The organism is Chryseobacterium sp. OSA05B (assembly GCF_019970065.1).
GTDB lineage: Bacteria > Bacteroidota > Bacteroidia > Flavobacteriales > Weeksellaceae > Chryseobacterium.
This window is the reverse complement of record NZ_JAHXYH010000003.1, coordinates 523,572-544,418: the sequence shown is the minus strand read 5'-3', so window position 1 is coordinate 544,418 and position 20,847 is coordinate 523,572. Positions and strand designations below refer to the sequence as shown.

The following is a 20,847-nucleotide window of genomic DNA, read 5'->3' as shown; positions in this document are numbered from 1 at the left end:
TTTAGGTTTAATTATAGGCTCAGTAATCCAAGAGCATGTTGCAGCTGTACGTGCAGAATCCTTAGATGATATACAGCATTCAGGTAGTTGATTTGGGCCTGGGTCAGTGCCAGTTCTGCATCTGTAAGTTCAAGCCTTGAACTCAGGCTGTTCTGAAAGCGCGCTTCCACCATTTTATGATTTAGCTCTGCAGATTTTATCGTTGTTTCATGGATGTCGAGCTGTTTAACGGCCTCTTTCCATTTGCTGATAATTGTAGCGAGTTCAGTTCTGACCTCATCTTTTAAATCATTGAGCCGTATATCTTCCTGTTGTGCTTTGATCTTTGCCTGGTTGATCTGAGACTGCGTACGGTAGCCATTAAAAATATGGACACTGAGTTCTATGCCCACAAAAGAAGTTCTTGGCCATGCATATTGACTGAATTTAAAATCATCAGCCTGCAGCTGTACCTGATATTGGCCTATAAGGGATATCTGTGGCAATAGTTTTGCCTGCGTAGCCTTTAATTTTTTTTCTGTCAGGTCAATCATCAGTTTTTGAATCGTGATGTCGTTCCTGTTTTTCTCAGCGATCCCAAATGCTTCATCCACCTGTTGAAACTCACTTTGGCTTGTCTCTAAACCAAGCTCAAGCGGGTCGGTCAATTCAATTTCAGCTGGTTCTTTCAATCCGATCAGTCTTTTGAGTTCAATACCGGATACATCGATGCTGTTTTTTAAATAGGATATAGAGGATCTAAGATTTTCCACCGCAATGAAGCTGCTCAAGGTATCTGATTTTAAACCTCTTCCCTGGGCCAGCAGAGAGCGGGAATCTTTTAGTGCCTTCATATTCCGTTCAAGACTTTGCTCGAATGAACCAAGCTGGCGGTTCATCATCAGTATATCAAGATAGCCTGTAGAAATCTTAAGGGCCACACGGCTTTTCAGATCAGCTGTTTTTACATTCGCGATCTTTTCATTAATCGCTGATACTTTCGTCAGCTGATGTTTGACCGGTGCATAAACCGGCTGATATAAGGATATAAATGTATTATAGGTGTTTTTTCCGCCAACGGCGACATCCTGAACCGGTTTGTCGGTGCCTGCAAATGAACCCGGGAGAAAGATAACCTGTCTGTCAAAATACCGGGAATAGGCTGCATTGGCAGAAATGCTGGGCAACAGGCTACCCTTTGTTTCTCTGGTTATTTCTTTAGTATGGATCTCTTCCAAAACCTGTATCTGTATGGCTTTATTTCCCTGTTTTGCCATTTCCAGGGCATCGGTAAGGGTCAATGCTCTTTTCTGTGCATACAATCCATTGACACTTTGGGTCAAAAGCAGTGCTGTCGCTATATATAAAATCTTTATTTTCATTTTATCTTCTTTGAAGTTTACATCATTATTTTACTCGTGGTCTGCCTGATCTTCGGGATTTTCTTCCACAACAACTTTCTTAAGTTTACTACTTGATAAATAGGAGTAAACAGCAGGGATGATAAATAGGGTGAGGATTCCCGAAAAGACAAGCCCACCTGCAATAACAATTCCTAATGACTGACGGCTGTTAACAGTAAGTGCAATGGGCAGTACTCCGAATATCATGGCCAGTGATGTCATCAGAATCGGACGGAACCGCTGTTCTGCAGCCTGTATTGCCGCTTCGTATTTTGACAGTCCTGTATCTTTAAGATGGTTGGCGAATTCCACAATCAGTATTCCGTTTTTGGTGATCAATCCTACCAGGGTAATGATCCCAATCTGGCTGAATACATTTAAACTTTGCCCGAACCATGACAGACTCAGAATAGCTCCTGTGATGGCCATCGGTACGGTAAGCATGATGATCAGTGGATCACGAAGGCTTCCAAACTGGGCCGCTAAGATCATATAGATAAACAGCAATGCCACAATCAGGGTAAAGCTGATATTGCCCTGGCTTTCCGTATAGTCCCTTGACTGACCGGCTAAGGAGCTTTTGAAATTTTCACCCAGAACCTCTTTTTTGATTTTTTCAATTTCCTGTATTCCTTCGGCAAGACTTACTCCGGGTGCCATAGCTGCAGATACGGTAGCTGATGTGTATTGGTCATACCTGTAAATGGCTGCCGGACTTACGGCTTCTTCCGTGGTAATCAGATTATTCAACGGGATCATCATACCTGTTGCCGAGCGGACGTAGATTGCACTTAAATCACTTTTATCATTTCTGTTTTCACGGTCCAGTTGTCCGATTACTTCGTACTGTCGGTCGTTGCGCAGAAAATATCCATAACGCTGTCCGGAAAAAGAAAGCTGCAGGGTATGGGCTATTTCTTCCATAGACACTCCCATCAAAGCTGCTTTCTGGCGGTCGATATTAATTTTGATTTCAGGTTTATTGATTTTGAGATCAGCATCAACAAAGAGAAGCTTTTTACTTTGTCGCGCTGCTGTAAGAAATTTTGGAAGTACAGCAGTCAGACTGTCCAGGTTCTGCGACTGCAATACATATTGGATAGGCATACCTCCTCCGTATCGGCTCCCAATAGTTGGAGGCAGATACGGAAATAGAAGAAATCCTCTGAATTTCCCGGACGCAGCTCCATATTGGCTATAGAGATCCTGAATGCTTGATTTCCTTTCTTTGGGATCTTTGAGATAGATACTTTGTACAGCAACATTCACAGGGGCTGGTGCAGGAATGAATGAAATCGCAACCATCGAATAGGTCTGATAAAGACCGTCGGTGGAATCGTTGACATATTTCCCAACCTCAGTCATATGTTTTTTCATATAATCGAAAGAAACGCCTTCGGGGGCAACGGCAATAAGGCTCATATTGGAACGGTCTTCTATGGGAGCCAATTCTGACGGAAGTTTCTCACCGACAAAATAGATCAGTGAGGTCGTGCCCGCAAGGAAAACCCAAGCCAGCCATCTTGCGCGCATAAAAGCTTTTAACAAAAATGCATATCCATTGTTTAAGCGGACAAAGAACGGCTCGGTAGCACGGTAAAACCAATTCGGTCTTTCTTTTTTCTTCAGAAAATAAGCACTTAACATGGGAGTAAGTGTTAATGCCACTAAAGCAGAGACCAGTACTGATCCGGATACTACAATCGCAAACTCCTTGAAGAGCTGCCCGCTGATACCACCCATAAAAACAATAGGCAGAAATACAGCTGCCAGCGTAATGGTAGTGGAAATAACGGCAAAATAAATCTCCTTGGAGCCTTTGAATGCTGCCTGTATTGGAGACATACCCTCCTCAATTTTTTTATAGATATTTTCAAGGACAACTATGGCATCATCTACAACAAGTCCTATGGAAAGTACTAATCCAAGAAGAGTCAGTATATTGATGGAGAAATCAGCCACATACATGATGAAAAATGCAGAAAGAATCGAAACGGGAATGGCAATTACAGGAATCAGGGTAGACCGCCAGTCTCTAAGAAATAGAAAGATGATCAATACCACGAGCCCGAAAGCAATAAAGAGCGTTTCTTCTACTTCCTTGATAGATTCCCGTACAGAATGGGTAAAATCAAAGCCCACGATCAGACGGTATTCAGAGGGGATTTCTTTTCGAAGCTGATCCAGACGTTTATAAAACTCATCTACTACTTCAATTGCATTAGCCCCACGCTGAATCTGAATGGCCACCCCAATACCCACACGGTTGAGGTTTCCTGTTTCGTTGATGATGGCCGTACGTTCGTTGACTTCTCCCAATTCGGCCGAGCCGATATCTTTCAGTTTGATTATGGTATTTCCTACCTGCTTAATGAGCATTTCCTCAAAATCTTGTACCGAAGTAAGACGTCCCATGGTTCGTATGCTTAGTTCGCTGTTCATTCCGTCTATCCTTCCTGCGGGCAGGTCAATATTTTCCCTGGCTAATGCCTGGCGGATATCTGCGGGAGTAAGCTGATAAGCTGCCAGCTTTGCAGGTTCAAAACGAAGGCGCATAGCATACTTGTGTTCTCCGACAATGGATACATTATTAATGCCGGGAATCGATTGAATTCTGTCTTTGATGGTAGTAGAGGCAAGGTGGCTGACCTCTTTGATATCTTTGGTATCACTTTCCACTTCAAGGAATGCCACCAGATTATCTGGAGATGATGTCTTTTGAACGATCGGAGGATCTACATCGACAGGAAGTTGTTTCCTTGATTTAGCCACTTTATCTCTAACATCATTGAGGGCATCTTCAATGTCTATTTCACGGTTGAATTCTATTGAAATAACACTTGCCTGTTCTCTCGATTCGGAAGATATGGTCCGTATGCCATTGGCTTCGGCAATCGATTCCTCCATCGGTTTGGTAATCTTGGATGCGATCACTTCGGGGCTTGCTCCGGGATAAAACGTAACGACCGAAATGACAGGAGGCTCCGTCAGCGGAAATTCCCGAATCCCTAATTCTTTCCATCCTATGATCCCTAAAATAACGATAAGGAGCGAAAATACACCGGCCAAAACCGGTTTTTTTATACTTAAAGCTGATATGCTCATAATGCTAAGATTTGAAATTGATTATTTGGAGACCACTGCTTTTACGGGAGTGCCGTCTCCTAAGCGCAGCATATTTGACACAATGATACTGTCTCCTGTAGCAATGCCGGAGGTAATAACAGCATGTGTTTCTGTCCTGTTGCTAATAGTGATGGGTCTAGGTTTTGCTACGCCATTCTTTATGACAAAGACGGTATAGCCTTTTTCACTTGGAGCAAGAGCTTCAGTGGGGATCATAATGCCGGTAGCTCCTTTATCGGAAACATGAAAATGGACCTTAGCGGAAAGTCCTGCACGAAATTTTCCACCCGTATTTTGGGTAATTGCCTGTACCTGTAAGCTTCTGCTTTCGGCTTCAAGGCCGGGCTCTGTTGCGATAATAGTCGCCGAATATTCCTGATCAGAAAGCTCAGCCGTAAACCGTACTTCGCCTCCTGTATGTATTAATGGCAGATATTTTTCGGGGACAGAGAAATTGATTTTGATGCTGCTTTGATCCTGTAAGGTAACCAATCCGATACCAGGTGTTACATAAGCACCCAGATGTACTTTTGAAATCCCGATTTTCCCCGAAAAGGGAGCACGGATAACCGTTTTGACCAAATCTACCCGAAGCAGTTCCTGCTGTGCGGTTAAAGATTGAAAACGCATAACCGCCTCGTCGTATTCCTGGGGTCTTACCGTTTCAGTCTTTAATAGATTGCTCAACCTGTTTTTACTGAGCTGGGCCAGCTTCAGTTCTGCACCGATCTGCTTTAACCGGGATCTGATATCAGCGTCATTCAGCTTGTAAAGAACAGCTCCCTGGCGCACATAGCTGCCATCTTTAAAGGCTACCTGAGTGATCTTTTGAGGAAGTTCGCTCACAATTGAAACCTCACGGTAAGGCATCATTGTTCCCACGACAGCCTCCTCCTGGTTGAGCTGCTGCTCCTGAGCGACCATAATGTCTACCGGTAATTTGTTGGGACCTGCCTGAGCCGTTGCTGTTTTTTCAGGTTCTTTTTTTTCTTTGTTTTCACAACCAATCAAGAGGATGCCTAACAGGGGAATTAAAAACCCCAATCTTTGTGTACTGTATTTGTATACCATGACTTTTTTTTATCCAACTAACTGTTAAATATCAAGGTCAAAATTACTTACAGACCCTGTGGTGCTTTCTACACAATTACAGATAAGATTTGTGGAATTTATCTTGTCATATTCTAAGATGTTGGTAAATAAATCTATACCGAACAACACTAAAAAGCGAAGCCCGACAATCAACAGGCTTCGCTTAAAATGATACTCGGATAGATTTGCCGTCTGTCTGAGAAAAAATGGAGTCAGGTGGTCAGGAAGGTGAATCACCAGGACACTGTTCTTTTATAATGGTCATTTTATCAAGTCTGATCTGTTTGTAGTAAGAAGAGGTAAAACCGGTGTATTTTTTTAACTGGTTAGAAAGATGGGCCGGGCTGCTGTATCCTAAAGCATACGCAATTTCCGACATCGACTGATCGGTATACACCAGAAGTTCTTTTACTTTTTCTATTTTTCTTGAAATGATGAATCTTTCCAGAGTACATCCCTCCGAGGATGAGAAGAGCGAACTCAGTGAATCATAATCTTTATGAAGTTCGTTGCTGAGAAGGGCAGAAAATTTCACAGGATTACCAGTGTATAATTGTTGTTGAATACCTTTTTCAACAGTATCTTTGATCTGATCTATTGTTTTTTGATTTTTACTGTAGAAAAGATCGAATCCATTTTTTTTCAGCATAGCTTTGATCACTTTCTCATCAATGGCCGTCTGATCTGTTTCTTTTAGAACGACCTCACCCAAACGTATTTCTGACAGTTCCAGACCCAGCTTTGGAAACTCCTGAGCCAGAACAAAAATGCATCTGTTGCATACCATTCCTTTGATTAATAATTTCATGGAGTATAAAATATTTAGTATTCATATTGTTACCAAAAGTCTGTTTTTATCAACAATAAAATGTTATGGTATTACTTGTTTGATTTATGATATTTTATGAATCATGGAAATTTATTCAATATTAAAAATTGCAGACTAAACGGAGAAAACAACCGTCTGTGAGTCACAATACATAGTAATAGATACAAAAACAGCGACCCGGAAATGATGGGCCGCCGTACTGTAAAAATTCTAAAACTTTTTCTGTAATCCATTTATTTTTTTAGTTTGTCAGCAGGAGGATTATAGTCGGGGAGGCTTGTTACCCGTACCGTATCGATTCCTTCTAATGACCAGGTAATGGGTAACATGGTCATATAACCACACTTAGGACAGGTATCACCTTCTGAGCCAATCATTTCTTTGTGTGAGGGGCAGCCTGTTATAAATTTTCCATTTTTATCGAGGGCCTGGCCAAGCTCGTTTTCATACTTATTGATTTTTTTGGTGGTCTCTTTATTTTCTACTGCTTCAGTGTGATGATGTCCGTCACCTTCGCTATGAGAATGGGTACTTTTTTCTTTTTTATCACCGTTGCCACAGGAGGAGGCAACTACAGCGATTGAAGTAAATAGAATGATCTTAAACGTATTGATTTTCATTTGAATACTATTAATTGAGTTAAAAATTCCGGTTTTTTTTACATTATTTTTTCCATTTAAGACGTAAGCTGTTACTGACTACGCTTACACTGCTTAGTGCCATGGCAGCTCCTGCAATCATGGGGTTGAGTAAGAATCCATTGATGGGAAAAAGAATCCCTGCTGCCAGCGGTATGCCCACAAGATTGTAGATAAATGCCCAGAACAGGTTTTGTTTAATGGTGGCTACGGTTTGCCTGGATAGGCGTATAGCTTGCGGTATTTTTGTTAAATCGGATGAGATAATGGTCATTTTGGCTACATCCATAGCAATATCGCTGCCTTTGCCCATTGCAATACTTACATCAGCGGTAGCCAGTGCGGTACTGTCATTAATTCCGTCACCTACCATTGCTACTATTTTTCCCTGCTGTTGAAGTTTTTTCACAAAATCTGCTTTATGCTGAGGCAGCACTTCTGCCTGATAATGGAGTATTCCTGTTTGTTCTGCAATAGCTTTAGCGGTCGCTTCGTTGTCACCGGTAAGCATATACAGTTCAATTCCCATTTTCTGCATTTCTTTAATGGCCTGCACTGATGTTTCTTTGATTTTGTCTGAAATAGCAATCACAGAAAGTGCCTGTCTACTGTTCCCGAACCAGATCACAGTTCTGGACTGTTGGCCCCATTCATCGGCCTGCTGTTGCAGCTGATCAGCAATAATAATATTATTTTCTGCAAGCAGCTTTTTATTGCCTACGAAATAAGTTTCGTTATTGTGGTCTGCTTTAGCTCCTTTACCGGTGATGCTGTCGAACATTGATATTGGAGTCACTAAAACTCCTTCCAAATGTTTTACCACTGCTTCTGCCAATGGATGCTCAGACTGCTTTTCAATACTCAGTAAGATATCTTGGGCTGTATCGTCATTGTTCAGCCATTGAATACCGGTTACCTGAGGCCTTCCTTCTGTAATAGTTCCTGTTTTGTCTAAAACGACAGCCGTTACTTTCTTAGCAAGTTCCAGACTTTCTGCATCTTTAATCAGAATACCTTTTTCTGCCCCTTTACCAACACCTACCATAATAGCAGTAGGAGTTGCTAATCCCAATGCACAGGGACAGGCGATAACCAATACGGTAACGGCGGCTAAAAGTCCCTGAACCACTCCATTATTTCCTCCTAAAACTATCCATAATAAGAAAGTGACAATAGCAATGCTGATGACTACAGGAACAAATATACCTGCAATTTTGTCGACCAGCTTCTGTACCGGAGCTTTGCTTCCTTGAGCATCCTGTACCATTTTAATAATTTGAGCCAGCATGGTTTCTTTACCAACTTTAACCGCTGTAAACTGGAAACTTCCTTTTTGATTGATGGTGCCGGCAAATACTTTTTCGTTTTCGGTTTTCAGTACAGGAACAGGTTCTCCACTCAGCATGCTTTCATCTACATAAGAGTTACCTGACTTCACCATACCGTCCACAGCAATTTTTTCGCCTGGTTTTACCAGTAATACATCTCCGGCATGGACGTGCTCAATAGGAGTTTGTTTTTCATTTCCATCGGGGAGTATGATGGTGACTGTTTTAGGTTGCAGACCCATTAGTTTTTTGATGGCTGATGAGGTGTTACCTTTTGCTTTTTCTTCAAGTAATTTACCCAGAAGGATGAATGCAATAACCACTGCTGCGGCTTCAAAATAAACGTGGGCATGCAATCCGCGCTGATGCCAGAAATCAGGAAAAGCCATATTGAATACACTGAAAAGGTATGCAATCCCTGTACTAAGCGCTACCAGGGTATCCATATTGGCAGAACGGTGTTTGGTCTGCTTCCATGCATTGATGAAAAAGTCTTTCCCCAGCCAGAGAACAACAGGAGTAGAAAAGAACCACATGATTTCATTCGCATAAGGAATATTCATAAAGAACATACCGATAGTTACTACAGGTAAAGACAGGAGAACCGCCCAGATGGTTTTATTTTTAAGCTTTTTGAATTTCTCGGTATGGATTGCTTCTAAAGATTCCTGCTGTTGGGTTTCGTCTACAATGAGCAAATCGTATCCCACGGACTGAAGAGCTTTCTGCAGCCTGGAAGCATCGGTCATATTGGGAAGATATTCTACTGTAAGATTTCCTGTTGCGAAGTTTACTGAGGCTTCAACGACCCCCGGTTCATACTTTGCAATACTCTCTGCACTGCCGGCACATGAGGCGCAGGTCATGCCTAGAACAGGGAATGAGTTTTTAACTGTTGGAACACCATAGCCTAGATCTTTAACAGCCTTAACAGCTTTACCCACTGTTTCATTATCTGTTACCGTAATGGCCGCTCTGCGGTTGTTCAGTTCTACTTTTTGGGTTTCAATACCCTGGACGTGTGTGAGTTCTTTTTCTACGATCAGTGCACAGTGCTCACTTTCAACGTCTTCCAGAGGAATGTAAATGGTTTCCCGAATGGTATTTGTTGCCATATTTTGCTTGTTATTATCTAATTGCAAAGTTGGCGACAAGACCTTTGAATGCGATTGTGGAATTAAGGATTTGATTTGTAAGATTTACTTACACTGATCCAATGGTTTTCTTTTTTCTTCCCGGATCTGTTTGAAATAGCTTGGTGTGAGTCCGGTTACTTTTTTGAACTGATTACTTAAGTAGGCAACACTTGAATAGTTTAAGCGTAAGGCGATTTCACTTAATGAAAGTTCATCATAGACTAACAGCTCTTTTATTTTTTCAATCTTCTGGGCAATAAAATATTTTTCAATTGTAGTTCCTTCCACCTCAGAAAAAAGGTTGGAAAGGTAGTTGTAATCATGATTCAGCTGATCACTCAGCAAGTCAGAAAGATTTTTTTTTGTATCATTATCCTGATGATGAACCAGATCAATGATAATATTTTTTATTTTTTCAATAATTCTACTCTTTTTATCATCAATTACTTCAAAACCTAAAGGGATGAGTACTGCTTCCAGTGATTTTCTATCTTCGGCGCTGAGTTCTCTGGTAAGGGTAACCTCACCCAGTTTAATATGAGTAAAGTCAAAACCGAGTTTTTCGAGTTCATTCTGAATCACCATGATACAACGGTTGCAAACCATGTTTTTAATGAATAATATACTCATACCCGTAAGCTTAGTTTTAAATATTGAGCGACAAATTTATAATTAAAAAACAATTAATCATGCATTATCAAATGTTGCTGACACTTTTTTGAGTAAATAATCCAAAGTAAAGCAGTATTAAAAGAGTGGAAATTAATTAGATGTAGTGAAAAACAGGAAAAAGATAATAGTAGAGTTTTTAAATGTAAACTGAGTTATTTGTTGATGATGAATATTTCATGGGTAAAATAACTGTACAAGAAATTCGTGATATGCTGCAAGATTCAAATAGACTAATTTTCGATGATGAAATACAAAAATCATTGAAAAAAATGGTAATTCCTGTCATGTGGCCCCACCAGGAATCGAACCTGGATCTAAAGTTTAGGAAACTTCTATTCTATCCGTTGAACTATGAGGCCGTTGAACAGAATAAAATTACTAATTAATTTAAATAAAAAAAGACTCTGCCAAAGCAAAGTCTTTTGATTTGATACAAAAATAGGGTGGTTTCTTCGCTATTCTTTGACGATTTTAAGTTTTTCAGAAGTTGCATCCTCAAAAAGCACATTCAATATGTACATTCCTTTACTATAGGATGAGAAATCAATTTTCACATCATTCACTTTTGAATACGGCAGGGTTTTGATTTTTCTACCGTCAATACTGTAGATTTCAATTTCTTTAATGAATTTCCCGGTCTTTAGGAAGCCTGTATCTGTAACAGGATTCGGATAAAACTGAAAATTCCGTACAACATTATCAGAAACTGAAAGCTGATTGGTATTCAGGGTTTGCGTGAAAGTTTCGGAACAGGAATTTTTGTGTACGGTAAGAGTTACGGTATACGTTCCGGAGGCTGCATAAAGATGGGTAGGATTAACAGAAGTCGAAGTGGTTCCATCTCCAAATGACCACAGCACCGTGTCATAATTGGTAGAGCGGTTGGAGAAAGTAACATTTTGTCCGTTGCCACCTGCTGAAAAACCTGCATGGAGGTGAAAAACATTGGAATTCCACTGGACCGGATTATTGAAAAAAGTTCCGTCTGCCAGTTGCTGGTAATATTCAGCCTTGTTTTGAGTCATCCCACTGAGGAAAGAAGACGGGAAGATCCTGTCCTGAAAAAGGGCAGCATATACGGAAGCAGCTATAAGGTAACTTCCTTGAGGATTAGGGTGTACATCACCGTACGAATTGTGTAATGCGAGATCCTCAGTAGCTGTATAATGTGCTCTTGCAGCTTCGCCTGCCGGAATCATTTCTGTTTGCATAAGGTTCGACATTTTCGTGATGGAATCCTTGATGATTTTCTGAGTATTAAAATAAGCAGGATATCCATTCTGAGAAGCGATGCCGTTCGAAATTTCATATAAAAAAATTTTCGAGCACGGGCTGTACTTTCTGATAGAATCTCTAAGTTTTCTGCCTCTTTCTGCTGTCACCGAAACGGGAACGGAATATCCGCCAGATTCCCCGGTCCCGGGTTGCATAACAACGTATTTGTAGTTTTTGGAACGTATGGTCTGGTAAAGAGTATTATCATTAATATGGTTTGCAAATCCGACTCCTCCCACGGTATGAGAGGTCACTTCAACGTTTTTCCCTTTTGAAGCTGCAAGATCTTTAAAAAGAACAGGCATATCATTAAAATAAGTCATGCTGTTGCCAATAAATAAAACCTGATCAGCCTGACCAAAAAGCAATGTGCAGAGATTGAGCAGGATCAGAGTAAGTATACTTTTAATCATGGTATTCATAAAAATTAATTTTTTAAATAAGTCAGATACCCATGGAAAGCAAAAAAGGCAAATCCATGGGAATTATAATAACTAGTATGAAATGTTTAGCTTTTGCGTCGAGAAAATGTTTCAGTTTCCGGATCAATAAGCAGGACAGAAACCTGCGATAATAAGTGGTAGTTTTTCGTCATAAAAAAATATATTTAATTGATAAAATTTATATATAATTTAATAGTTATATAAAAATTAGTGAAATATTATTAATATTGCAGCAGATTTATCATTGTTGTAAAAATGTCATATTGGCTTTAGAGTATTGTTATTGTTTTAATGATCCCCGAAATTAATTATTATTTTCTTTCCGGGTTTGATTTTAAAGCACTGAAATATAACGTGTAGTACCTAATGCGTAGGTGCTTCTTAGCTACGACAACAACTGAGAAACCCTTTAACAGACTAAGAAAACTAAAAAAATATGGCTAAAAAAATACTTTCTTGTTTATTTTCCTTTTCACTGATTTTCTTTTCATATGCCCAAAAGGTGACTGAAGAAAAGCTTAAAAGTATCATTTTTGATATCGGATTTTCCACTGCCGGTGACCGTGAGATTAAAAAAATAGACAGTATTATTTCCATATGTCATCAGAAAAACTACAGCGACTGTGAAGTATTCGGATATCTTAAAATTGCCAATATTTACAACAAGAATAATTATATTAAAAAAGCGTTCCAATATACCGACCTTATTGAAAAGAAAAACCTCATCACTCCGGACACAGATTTTGAAGCCGTTTTTTATTTTTATACCATCCGTTCTGTTCTGCATCAGAAGCTCGGTGAAAGAGTAGCAGCGCTTAAGTTATTGGATGAAATTGCGGTTCGGGTAAAAGAAAATCCTTATTACGAATATCTCTTGGATTGGCAATATGCAGGGATCTACGCTGAAATGAATGAAAATAATAAAGCATTGGAAGCTTACAAAAGGGCGTATCTGAAAGCGAAAGAATATAGAAAACAGCGCGGGCAAAATACAGACAAAAGTAAAAACAAAATCAGCAACAGCTACAAAACTACCGCTTATCTTGCAGGAGCTTACCAGAAGCTGGGAAAGATGGATTCTGCGAAGATATATATTGAAGAATCATTAAAGGATGCCCGTGGTATGGATGAGATAGGGTTTCAATACATTGCTTCCATATACGCAGCTGAATATTACCTGAAAGCAGAAGATTTTAAAAAAGCACAGCAACACCTTTGGATCTGTAAAAACATAGCAATTCACCACTATAAAAGTGAAAACTACCAGGAAGGCGTGATTACCGATCTCATCAGTTTGTATGAGAAAATGGGGGAGAAAGATAGCGCAGATTATTATTCGAGGGAGCTGCTGGCAATACAGAGCCACAACGATGCCCAAAACAAGATCCAGAAAGACAGGCTTGATATAAAGCGTCTGGCAGAAGATGGGAGTAAAGCAATGGAAATAAAAACTCTGATCTATCTCTGCATTGGCCTTATCGTGGTATTGGTTGGTATTTTTATGTACTTTTTTTATGGTAAGAAAGGAAAAGAAAAAGAAGAGGGAGCTTATCCTGTAGAAATTTCAACAGTACAGGATACTGATCTTTTTGATCAGGTGATTGTACTGGCCAAAGAAAACAATCCCGAATTTTTAACAAGGTTTAATGATTATTGCCCCGGTTTTTCAGAAAAGCTGGTTGAGGCCGCTCAGCTTAAAAGCTCCGAGATCCGTTTCTGCGCTTACCTGTACCTTAATTTTTCCACCAAAGATATTGCAGCTTATACCTATACTTCTATAAGAACTGTTCAGACTAAAAAATACCGTCTTCGGAAAAAACTCAGCATTCCGAATGATACGGAGATCTATATATGGTTCCGGGACCTGTTGAAATAAAGTGATTTTTATTGTGATTTAATTTCCCAGCTTATGCAGAAAAGCATTCAGGTCTTCCTCTTTGTCGAGGTCGAGTTTCTGTTTGATTCGGTAGCGACTCATCCTCACACTTTTAGGTTCTATGTGCATCAGCTTTGAGACCTGGCGGGTATACATTTTAAGATAAAGATAGGCGCAGAGTTTCATATTGAGTGTAAAGATTTTCAGCTTTTTGCAGATAAAATAAAACGCTGTCAAATTCCTGTTTTTTTTAGATTCGTTTTAGTTATACTCGTGAGCAATAGGTTGTTGTTGATTGTAATGTATTGAAAATCAGTTTGATTTTATTTGTGTAGACATAGTGTAGACGCTTCTTTCAGGAATGTAGATGGTTTGTAGAATAGCAAAATTAGGAAACTGCTGACATTGTCCGAATTTTTGTAATACTACTTGAGCCAATCACTCGGGTTGATGATTATCAGTGTGATTTTTAACATCATCATGAGAACCCTTGCATCGATAGCTCCGGTATTATCATTTCTGAGAATAGTGGGACTTCTTATTTTAATATTCTGTAACAGAATACCATCAATGAAGTAAGTGAGATCATGAGCATGGGCGGAAAATAATATGATATAAGTTCTAAAAAGAAACGCGCTCCATAGAATTGTATTAAATCTTGTCTATGAAATTAATCAACACTAAATAATTTCAAAATAATTTACTTAAAATGAGTATCTTATGATTAACTAAAAAACAAAAATATGAGACCCGCCTTTGGAATTTTCTGGATGCTTTATATGCTGTTTTTTGCGGTCCCGTTTCCTATGATTTTGTATTATAATATCAAAGATGCGGAGCCGCCGATGCTTAACGAAGCTAATCCATGGCTTGCAGTAGGACTTCTGGGGCTTTCTGTACTTTTGTGGAGCATGGTTTTGTTAAATTGGTTTTATAAATGGATCATCGTGAATTTTGTGGCTAAAAGGAATGTAATGCACCTTGCTCAACATGGAGTACGGAGGAAAGCTGAAATTCTGGAAGCGGTAAAAGTGTCTAAACCCGGCAGTAAATATGATGTCTACGAACTTGTGCTTTCTTTCAAAAATCTGGTGAATACAGACATCAGGCAGAAAGCAGCCGTTAATGATTCAAAACCTCAGCAGCGTCGTTTCGAAAAAGGAAAAACGGTGGAAATACTTATTGATAAAGACGTAAAAAAGATGCCGTACTTTATTTTTGCAGGCAGTGAAGCCAGCATCAATATTCTGAATATTTTTCTTATTACGATGGGCTGGCTGACAATTGTTACTCTTGTTATCTGGTATTATATCTTTTCATATCAGACGGAGAGTGATGGAATGGGGTGGAGGTTTATTATGTACTGGCATCCTTTGCTGCTCTGTCCTGCCATATTACTGTTTTACAAAGGCATTTTCTCCTACTTTATAAACAGGATCTTCAATGGTAAAAAAGGGGAGCCTGAGCTTATTAAATTTAAAGGAATCAGAACAACAGCCAGATTAATCAGTGCTGATCAAACCGGAACGTATATCAACGAACAGCCAATGGTTCTATTTAAATTGGAATACGTCGATGAACAGAATCAGACCCGGAGAGCTGAAATTAAGAAGATTGTAAACCTTCTTGATCTGAATAGTGTCAGACAGCAAACTGTAGATATTTTTTACTTGAAAGAAGATCCGAGTCGCATTGCCTTTGCCGAAGATCTGGATAATATAAGTTAGATGCCATGAAAAACTTAATCATTATAATACTCGCGAGTATTCTTTTAACCGGCTGCGAAAAGGTTTCCAAAAGTATACATGAGACTTTTGAACCTGTAGCAGATACTACGGCTCAGCTTAAAAAGAATGAAGAAATTCCGGTTTCAGTTCCCAGCCCCTATAGTCCGGCTGTGGAAAAGCAGATAGAAGAAGCCCAGCGCCTGGTGAGTACGATGCTGGAAAAGCACACCAAAACACACAACGTTACCTATAAAGAAGGTAAAAACACAGATTTTTTAACGAATGAAGAGGAGCTGAAAAGCGCTGAGGAAGCTTTGAGAAAACTTCCTCAGTATGCAGGGAAAGAGATTAAGGTGTATAATATCATTCACTTTAATGATAACGGAAGTATTCGCGCTATGCTTCAGCACCCTACCAATCCAGGGTATATTGATAATTATGAATACAAAGAAGGAAAATGGTCTGATCCTACACCTGAGCAGATGTCCGTAAGGGATGATATTGAAAGCCGTTTGATTCCTTTGGAGAAAATAGATTTCGTCAATGTTGCTAAAGCTGCGAATGTTTACCATCAAAAAATCGGACAGGTAGAAGGCGCAAAACCGATAACCACTATTTATATATCCATCGCAAATAACAACCTAAGATGGTTTCCGACAAGCATCAATGGAAGCAGAGAACGATATTCTATTCAGCTTAATCAAAACGGAACTTTAAAAAAGTTTGAAAGAGAATAATCATCGCATGAAATGAGATGGTTATAAATTTCCCACAGATGAGGATGATGCTTGTATCAATCTGCGTCATTGACTTGATTTTGCGATAGTAAAAAGAATTAAAAAAATAAGCTTAAAAGGTTTAAATCAATCATTCCAATTTTCAAAATGCTTCCCAAGCTCCATACAAAGGGCATAAAAGAAAGGACCCGCTCTTTAGAAGCGGATCCAGTAGATAAAAACATCTCATTTTTTTAATTAGACAACAATTAAAAAAGCACAGCCGACAATGCTGTGCTTAAATTTTTATTTCAAATTTAATTGCAATTTCAAAGCTGAAAAAAGCAAAAAAAGATTTCATTTCAGTTGTATTACATAGTAAATGTAGTACTATTTTCAATACGAAACATGAATTAAATGTTAAAATTCACAAGTTATCCACATTTATTTGTGGATAAGTTTTTAATTAACTGATATACAGTGTGTTTTAAAGTTTGTTTTTTCTGTTTTTATGCTTATTTCTTTCAAAATAGAAAATAAATTGTTCTGATGATCGCTGAAAGATTGTTTTGGGGATAAAACTACTTTTAAAACGGAGTTTCTATACTTGTTATTCATTGGCGGTATTTTAAAATAAATGGCTATATTTAGCTCATTAATATCTCTTTATAAATATCATTCCTCATTCACGTGCTTTCTTGAGCACTTGATACCCTAAGGTTCAAATTATCTGAACCTGATATCACTATTTTATTATTTAACAATAAAGAAAATTGACATGTGTATTTGCCATGGCCATATTTTTCTTGACAAACAAAAGAGATCATTATGAAGACAACTCCCATTGCCGTATTAGGCGGAACCGGAAAAACAGGAAATTATCTGGTTCAGGAACTTCTGAAAAAAGGATATCCTATGAAATTATTACTCCGGACTCCTGAAAATTTCACCTTTCAGAATCCTTTAATTGAAATTGTAAAAGGGGATGCAAGAGATTTAGAAGCTGTAGACCATCTCATTAAAGATTGCAGTGCGGTAATCAGTAAGATAGGACAGCCCGTCGGTGAGAAATCAATATTCACCGACGCCACAAAAAATATTATACAATCTATGACTGGTCATGGAATCAAAAGATATATTGCGGTCACCGGCCTGAATGTAGATAGTCCATTTGATCATAAGAATGAAAATGTAAAAGCAGCCACAGATTGGATGTATCAAAATTATCCCAAAATTACAAAGGATAAACAGGATGAATACGAAATCCTTGTCAACAGTGATCTGGACTGGACATTGGTCAGACTTCCATTAATCATTCCGACTGCGGAGCATTTCAGAACAGAAACGAATCTGACAGATTGTATAGGCGAACAGATCAGTGCAGCAGATCTGTCTGAATTTTTGGTTTCTCAGATCGGGGATCAAACTTATAGTAAACAGAGCCCATTTCTGTATAATATAAAGGAATAAAATTCACCTTTTTTATAAAAAATAGAGAGCCATTTGGCTCTCTATTTATATTTAGTTTTCAAGTTTTTCCTTAATATATTTCGCAGTATGTGATTTCTTATCCTCCGCCAGGTCTTCCGGTGTACCAGCAAAAACAACCTCGCCACCATATTTTCCAGCCTCAGGGCCTATATCTATTATATAATCCGCCGACTTGATAATATCCGGCTGATGCTCGATAACGATTACGGAATGTCCAAGATCGATGAGCGCCTGCAACGATTTCAGTAATTTCTGAATATCATGGAAATGCAGTCCTGTAGAAGGCTCATCAAAGATAAACAAGGTTTTGTCTGTAGTTACTCCCTTAACAAGGAAAGAAGCCAGTTTTACACGCTGTGCCTCACCACCGGAAAGGGTAGAAGAGCTCTGTCCCAGCTGAAGATAGCCTAGTCCTACTTCCTGAAGCGGTCTCAGTTTGGTAACGATCTTTTCTTCGTTGTTGTCTTTAAAGAATTCCAGCGACTCATCCACAGTCATGTGAAGAATATCGGAAATGCTTTTCTCATCGAATTTCACTTCCAGGATCTCGCTTTTGAAACGGGTGCCTTTACATACTTCACATTCCAGCTCAATATCTGCCATGAACTGCATGGAAACATTGATTACCCCTTCACCTTTACATTCATCGCATCTTCCGCCATCTACGTTGAAAGAGAAATGTTTTGGCTTATAACCCATCATTTTTGATACTTTCTGCTTGGCAAAAAGATCCCTGATGTCGTCATAAGCTTTCAGATAAGTCACCGGGTTGGATCGTGATGATTTCCCGATCGGGTTCTGGTCGATCAGCTCGATATTTTTAATCAGTTTCTTTGGAAATTCTACAGAATCGTAATCTCCCTTTTTACCACCCATTCCAAGCTGGATCTGGATGTCATTGGTTAAAATTTCCTTCATCAGTGTAGATTTTCCGCTTCCGGAAACTCCTGAGATCACCGTAAGGCTTTCCAGAGGTACATCTACATCTATATTTTTAAGATTATTCTGTCTTGCTCCTTTGATATGGATCCATTCCTTAGCTTTTCTTCGCTTTTTCGGAACTTCTATTTCCATTCTTCCGGTCAGGTATTTTGAGGTAAGGGTATCTGCGTTTTTAAGATCGGTATAATCTCCCGCAAAAACCAGTTCACCCCCAAGATAACCTGCTTCCGGACCGATATCGATAATATAATCTGCAGCTTTCATCACGTCTTCATCATGTTCCACAACGATTACTGTATTTCCAAGATCACGAAGGTTCTTTAAAACTCCGATCAGGTTTTCCGTATCTCTTGAGTGAAGACCGATGGAAGGTTCATCCAGGATATAAATAGATCCAACCAGTGAACTTCCCAGACTTGTAGCAAGGTTGATTCTCTGACTTTCCCCACCGGAAAGGGTGTTGGATGTCCTGTTGATGGTTAAATAGCCTAAACCTACTTTTAGTAAAAATTCTATACGGGTTTTGATTTCGTACAATAATCTTTTGGCCACATCCTGGTCGTGCTCAGAAAGTTTCAGTCCGTCTATTAAAGGATGTAATTCATCCAGCGGAAGCTCAATCATCGACTGAATATTATGCCCGTCTACTTTTACCCAGCTCGTTTCTTCGCGCAGCCTTAAACCTTCGCAGGTTGGGCAGAGTGTTTTTCCTCTGTATCGGGAAAGCATGACACGGTACTGGATTTTGTAGAGGTTTTCTTCAAGCATTTTGAAGAAATTATTGATCGAAGGGAAGCTGCTTTTTCCGTCTCCTTTCCAAAGGAAGTTTTTCTGCTCTTTGGTAAGCTGATGATAAGGTTTATGGATAGGGAAGTCTTCAGCTTTTTTGATAAATGCCTTTTTCCATTCGCTCATCGTTTCTCCTCTCCAGGATACCACGGCATCTTCATAAATGGATAGGGTTTTATTGGGAATCACAAGATCTTCATCAATTCCGATCACTTTTCCGTAGCCTTCACATGCCGGACATGCTCCGTAAGGATTATTAAAGCTGAAAAAATGAACATTCGGTTCAAGGAACTCCATGCCGTCCAGCTCAAATTTATTGGAAAATTCTTTTACTTTTCCGGTATCTGCATTTTTCAGTGCACAATAGCCATGACCTTCATAAAAAGCCATCTGAATAGAATCTGCAAGTCTCTGAAGGAAGCTTTCATCTTCTTCATAAGAAAAACGGTCGATCACAAGATTAATTACCATTCCTTTTTCAGGAGTGAACCCGAAACTTTCCAGATCTTCAATACCGGCAACGTTACCATTGATTTCAAGTCTTGTGAAACCTGCCAGCTTTAAAACCTTTAACGCCTCTTTAAAATTATCTGCGTCATATTCCAAAGGAGCTGTCAGTAAAAATGAAGTCTCTTTTTTGGAAGCTTTGATAAAATCGATTACGTCAGAAACGGAATCTTTTTTCACTTCTTCACCTGATACCGGAGAATAGGTTTTCCCGATTCTTGCAAAAAGAAGCTTCATATAATCATAGATCTCTGTAGAAGTTCCTACTGTAGAACGCGGATTGGAAGAAATCACTTTCTGCTGAATGGCAATAGAGGGAGCCAGTCCTTTGATGTCATCTACTTTTGGTTTTTCAAGTTTACCCAAAAACTGACGTGCATAGGAACTTAAACTCTCTACATATCTTCTCTGTCCCTCTGCATAAATTGTATCGAATGCCAGAGAAGATTTTCCGCTTCCGGAAACTCCTGTGATCACGATCAGTTTATTTTTCGGGATCAGGACGTCTATATGCTTCAGATTGTTAAGATGTGCATTCTTAACGAAGATCTGTTTTTTTATATCTATTTCTATTGTTTTAGCCATGTTTTATCTTTGAAAAAGATTGTTTGCATCTTAAAAAAATAAGACCCACAAAATTACGAAATTTTAGCGGAAATAAGATGCTTAAATATTTCCCGGATACAAATAAATTATCGTGAATCATACCGGAAAAATAAGGCTGACTTATAGAGGATTAAAAGGTGATTTGTGAATAAATGATTATCAGTCATATGGTTATATCAGTGGTGTATTTTCATAGTATTTTTAATAGGTTTATGATTTTCGTTATATTTTTGATATTTGCTATTGTTTTGTATTTTAAAATTATTTAAAAT

The 20,847-nt window shown here is 39.0% G+C and carries 14 protein-coding genes and 1 tRNA gene; 4 read left to right on the top strand and 11 right to left on the bottom strand.

Annotated elements, in window-relative coordinates:
- Positions 1-11: 11 nt before the first annotated feature.
- From LC419_RS14670 to LC419_RS24210, 9 genes are all read right to left on the bottom strand, one after another.
- On the bottom strand, positions 12-1,361 hold the full coding sequence (locus LC419_RS14670; protein WP_223608064.1) for a TolC family protein: 1,350 nt from the start codon (positions 1,359-1,361) through the stop codon (positions 12-14).
- A gap of 30 nt (positions 1,362-1,391) precedes the next feature.
- The gene (locus LC419_RS14665; RefSeq protein ID WP_223608063.1) at positions 1,392-4,487 is read right to left on the bottom strand and encodes an efflux RND transporter permease subunit; all 3,096 of its coding nucleotides are present in this window, start codon (positions 4,485-4,487) and stop codon (positions 1,392-1,394) included.
- A gap of 21 nt (positions 4,488-4,508) precedes the next feature.
- Positions 4,509-5,579, bottom strand: coding sequence for an efflux RND transporter periplasmic adaptor subunit (locus LC419_RS14660; protein ID WP_223608062.1), 1,071 nt, complete (start codon positions 5,577-5,579; stop codon positions 4,509-4,511).
- Between the two features lie 241 nt (positions 5,580-5,820).
- The gene (locus tag LC419_RS14655) at positions 5,821-6,408 is read right to left on the bottom strand and encodes an AraC family transcriptional regulator (RefSeq protein WP_223608061.1); all 588 of its coding nucleotides are present in this window, start codon (positions 6,406-6,408) and stop codon (positions 5,821-5,823) included.
- 254 nt (positions 6,409-6,662) lie between these two features.
- Positions 6,663-7,049 (bottom strand): hypothetical protein, encoded by a 387-nt coding sequence (locus LC419_RS14650; RefSeq protein WP_223608060.1) that lies wholly within the window; start codon positions 7,047-7,049, stop codon positions 6,663-6,665.
- 43 nt (positions 7,050-7,092) lie between these two features.
- Positions 7,093-9,510 (bottom strand): heavy metal translocating P-type ATPase, encoded by a 2,418-nt coding sequence (locus LC419_RS14645; protein ID WP_223608059.1) that lies wholly within the window; start codon positions 9,508-9,510, stop codon positions 7,093-7,095.
- 84 nt (positions 9,511-9,594) lie between these two features.
- Positions 9,595-10,161 (bottom strand): AraC family transcriptional regulator, encoded by a 567-nt coding sequence (locus LC419_RS14640; protein WP_223608058.1) that lies wholly within the window; start codon positions 10,159-10,161, stop codon positions 9,595-9,597.
- Positions 10,162-10,490: 329 nt separating this feature from the next.
- Positions 10,491-10,562 (bottom strand) — tRNA-Arg (locus LC419_RS14635).
- Positions 10,563-10,658: 96 nt separating this feature from the next.
- A complete protein-coding gene (locus LC419_RS24210; RefSeq protein ID WP_306666578.1) occupies positions 10,659-11,900 on the bottom strand; it encodes a PKD domain-containing protein in 1,242 nt (413 codons plus the stop codon).
- A gap of 457 nt (positions 11,901-12,357) precedes the next feature.
- On the opposite strand from LC419_RS24210, the gene LC419_RS14620 reads away from it, so the two are divergent.
- Positions 12,358-13,797 carry a hypothetical protein gene (locus LC419_RS14620; protein WP_223608057.1) on the top strand — a complete coding sequence of 480 codons (1,440 nt, stop codon included), beginning with the start codon at positions 12,358-12,360 and terminating at the stop codon, positions 13,795-13,797.
- Between the two features lie 18 nt (positions 13,798-13,815).
- Here the strand turns inward: LC419_RS14620 and LC419_RS14615 are convergent, their stop codons facing one another.
- The gene (locus LC419_RS14615) at positions 13,816-13,983 is read right to left on the bottom strand and encodes a hypothetical protein (RefSeq protein WP_223608056.1); all 168 of its coding nucleotides are present in this window, start codon (positions 13,981-13,983) and stop codon (positions 13,816-13,818) included.
- Between the two features lie 557 nt (positions 13,984-14,540).
- Here LC419_RS14615 and LC419_RS14610 point away from each other — a divergent pair.
- The 3 genes from LC419_RS14610 (at position 14,541) to LC419_RS14600 (ending at position 17,710) form a co-directional block, all read left to right on the top strand.
- Positions 14,541-15,524, top strand: coding sequence for a hypothetical protein (locus LC419_RS14610; protein ID WP_223608055.1), 984 nt, complete (start codon positions 14,541-14,543; stop codon positions 15,522-15,524).
- A 5-nt stretch (positions 15,525-15,529) separates the two neighbouring features.
- A complete protein-coding gene (locus LC419_RS14605; protein ID WP_223608054.1) occupies positions 15,530-16,261 on the top strand; it encodes a hypothetical protein in 732 nt (243 codons plus the stop codon).
- An 807-nt stretch (positions 16,262-17,068) separates the two neighbouring features.
- Positions 17,069-17,710: an NAD(P)-dependent oxidoreductase gene (locus tag LC419_RS14600; RefSeq protein ID WP_223608053.1), complete on the top strand. Its 642-nt coding sequence runs from the start codon at positions 17,069-17,071 to the stop codon at positions 17,708-17,710.
- A gap of 51 nt (positions 17,711-17,761) precedes the next feature.
- Here the strand turns inward: LC419_RS14600 and uvrA are convergent, their stop codons facing one another.
- Positions 17,762-20,554, bottom strand: coding sequence for an excinuclease ABC subunit UvrA (uvrA, locus tag LC419_RS14595; protein ID WP_223608052.1), 2,793 nt, complete (start codon positions 20,552-20,554; stop codon positions 17,762-17,764).
- Between the last annotated feature and the right edge of the window lie 293 nt (positions 20,555-20,847).

Bases quoted from the DNA above. Each gene is read 5' to 3' on its own strand.
- LC419_RS14670 (WP_223608064.1), bottom strand. From the start codon at position 1,361: ATGAAAATAAAGATTTTATATATAGCGACAGCACTGCTTTTGACCCAA.
- LC419_RS14665 (WP_223608063.1), bottom strand. From the start codon at position 4,487: ATGAGCATATCAGCTTTAAGTATAAAAAAACCGGTTTTGGCCGGTGTA.
- LC419_RS14660 (WP_223608062.1), bottom strand. From the start codon at position 5,579: ATGGTATACAAATACAGTACACAAAGATTGGGGTTTTTAATTCCCCTG.
- LC419_RS14655 (WP_223608061.1), bottom strand. From the start codon at position 6,408: ATGAAATTATTAATCAAAGGAATGGTATGCAACAGATGCATTTTTGTT.
- LC419_RS14650 (WP_223608060.1), bottom strand. From the start codon at position 7,049: ATGAAAATCAATACGTTTAAGATCATTCTATTTACTTCAATCGCTGTA.
- LC419_RS14645 (WP_223608059.1), bottom strand. From the start codon at position 9,510: ATGGCAACAAATACCATTCGGGAAACCATTTACATTCCTCTGGAAGAC.
- LC419_RS14640 (WP_223608058.1), bottom strand. From the start codon at position 10,161: ATGAGTATATTATTCATTAAAAACATGGTTTGCAACCGTTGTATCATG.
- LC419_RS24210 (WP_306666578.1), bottom strand. From the start codon at position 11,900: ATGAATACCATGATTAAAAGTATACTTACTCTGATCCTGCTCAATCTC.
- LC419_RS14620 (WP_223608057.1), top strand. From the start codon at position 12,358: ATGGCTAAAAAAATACTTTCTTGTTTATTTTCCTTTTCACTGATTTTC.
- LC419_RS14615 (WP_223608056.1), bottom strand. From the start codon at position 13,983: ATGAAACTCTGCGCCTATCTTTATCTTAAAATGTATACCCGCCAGGTC.
- LC419_RS14610 (WP_223608055.1), top strand. From the start codon at position 14,541: ATGAGACCCGCCTTTGGAATTTTCTGGATGCTTTATATGCTGTTTTTT.
- LC419_RS14605 (WP_223608054.1), top strand. From the start codon at position 15,530: ATGAAAAACTTAATCATTATAATACTCGCGAGTATTCTTTTAACCGGC.
- LC419_RS14600 (WP_223608053.1), top strand. From the start codon at position 17,069: ATGAAGACAACTCCCATTGCCGTATTAGGCGGAACCGGAAAAACAGGA.
- uvrA (WP_223608052.1), bottom strand. From the start codon at position 20,554: ATGGCTAAAACAATAGAAATAGATATAAAAAAACAGATCTTCGTTAAG.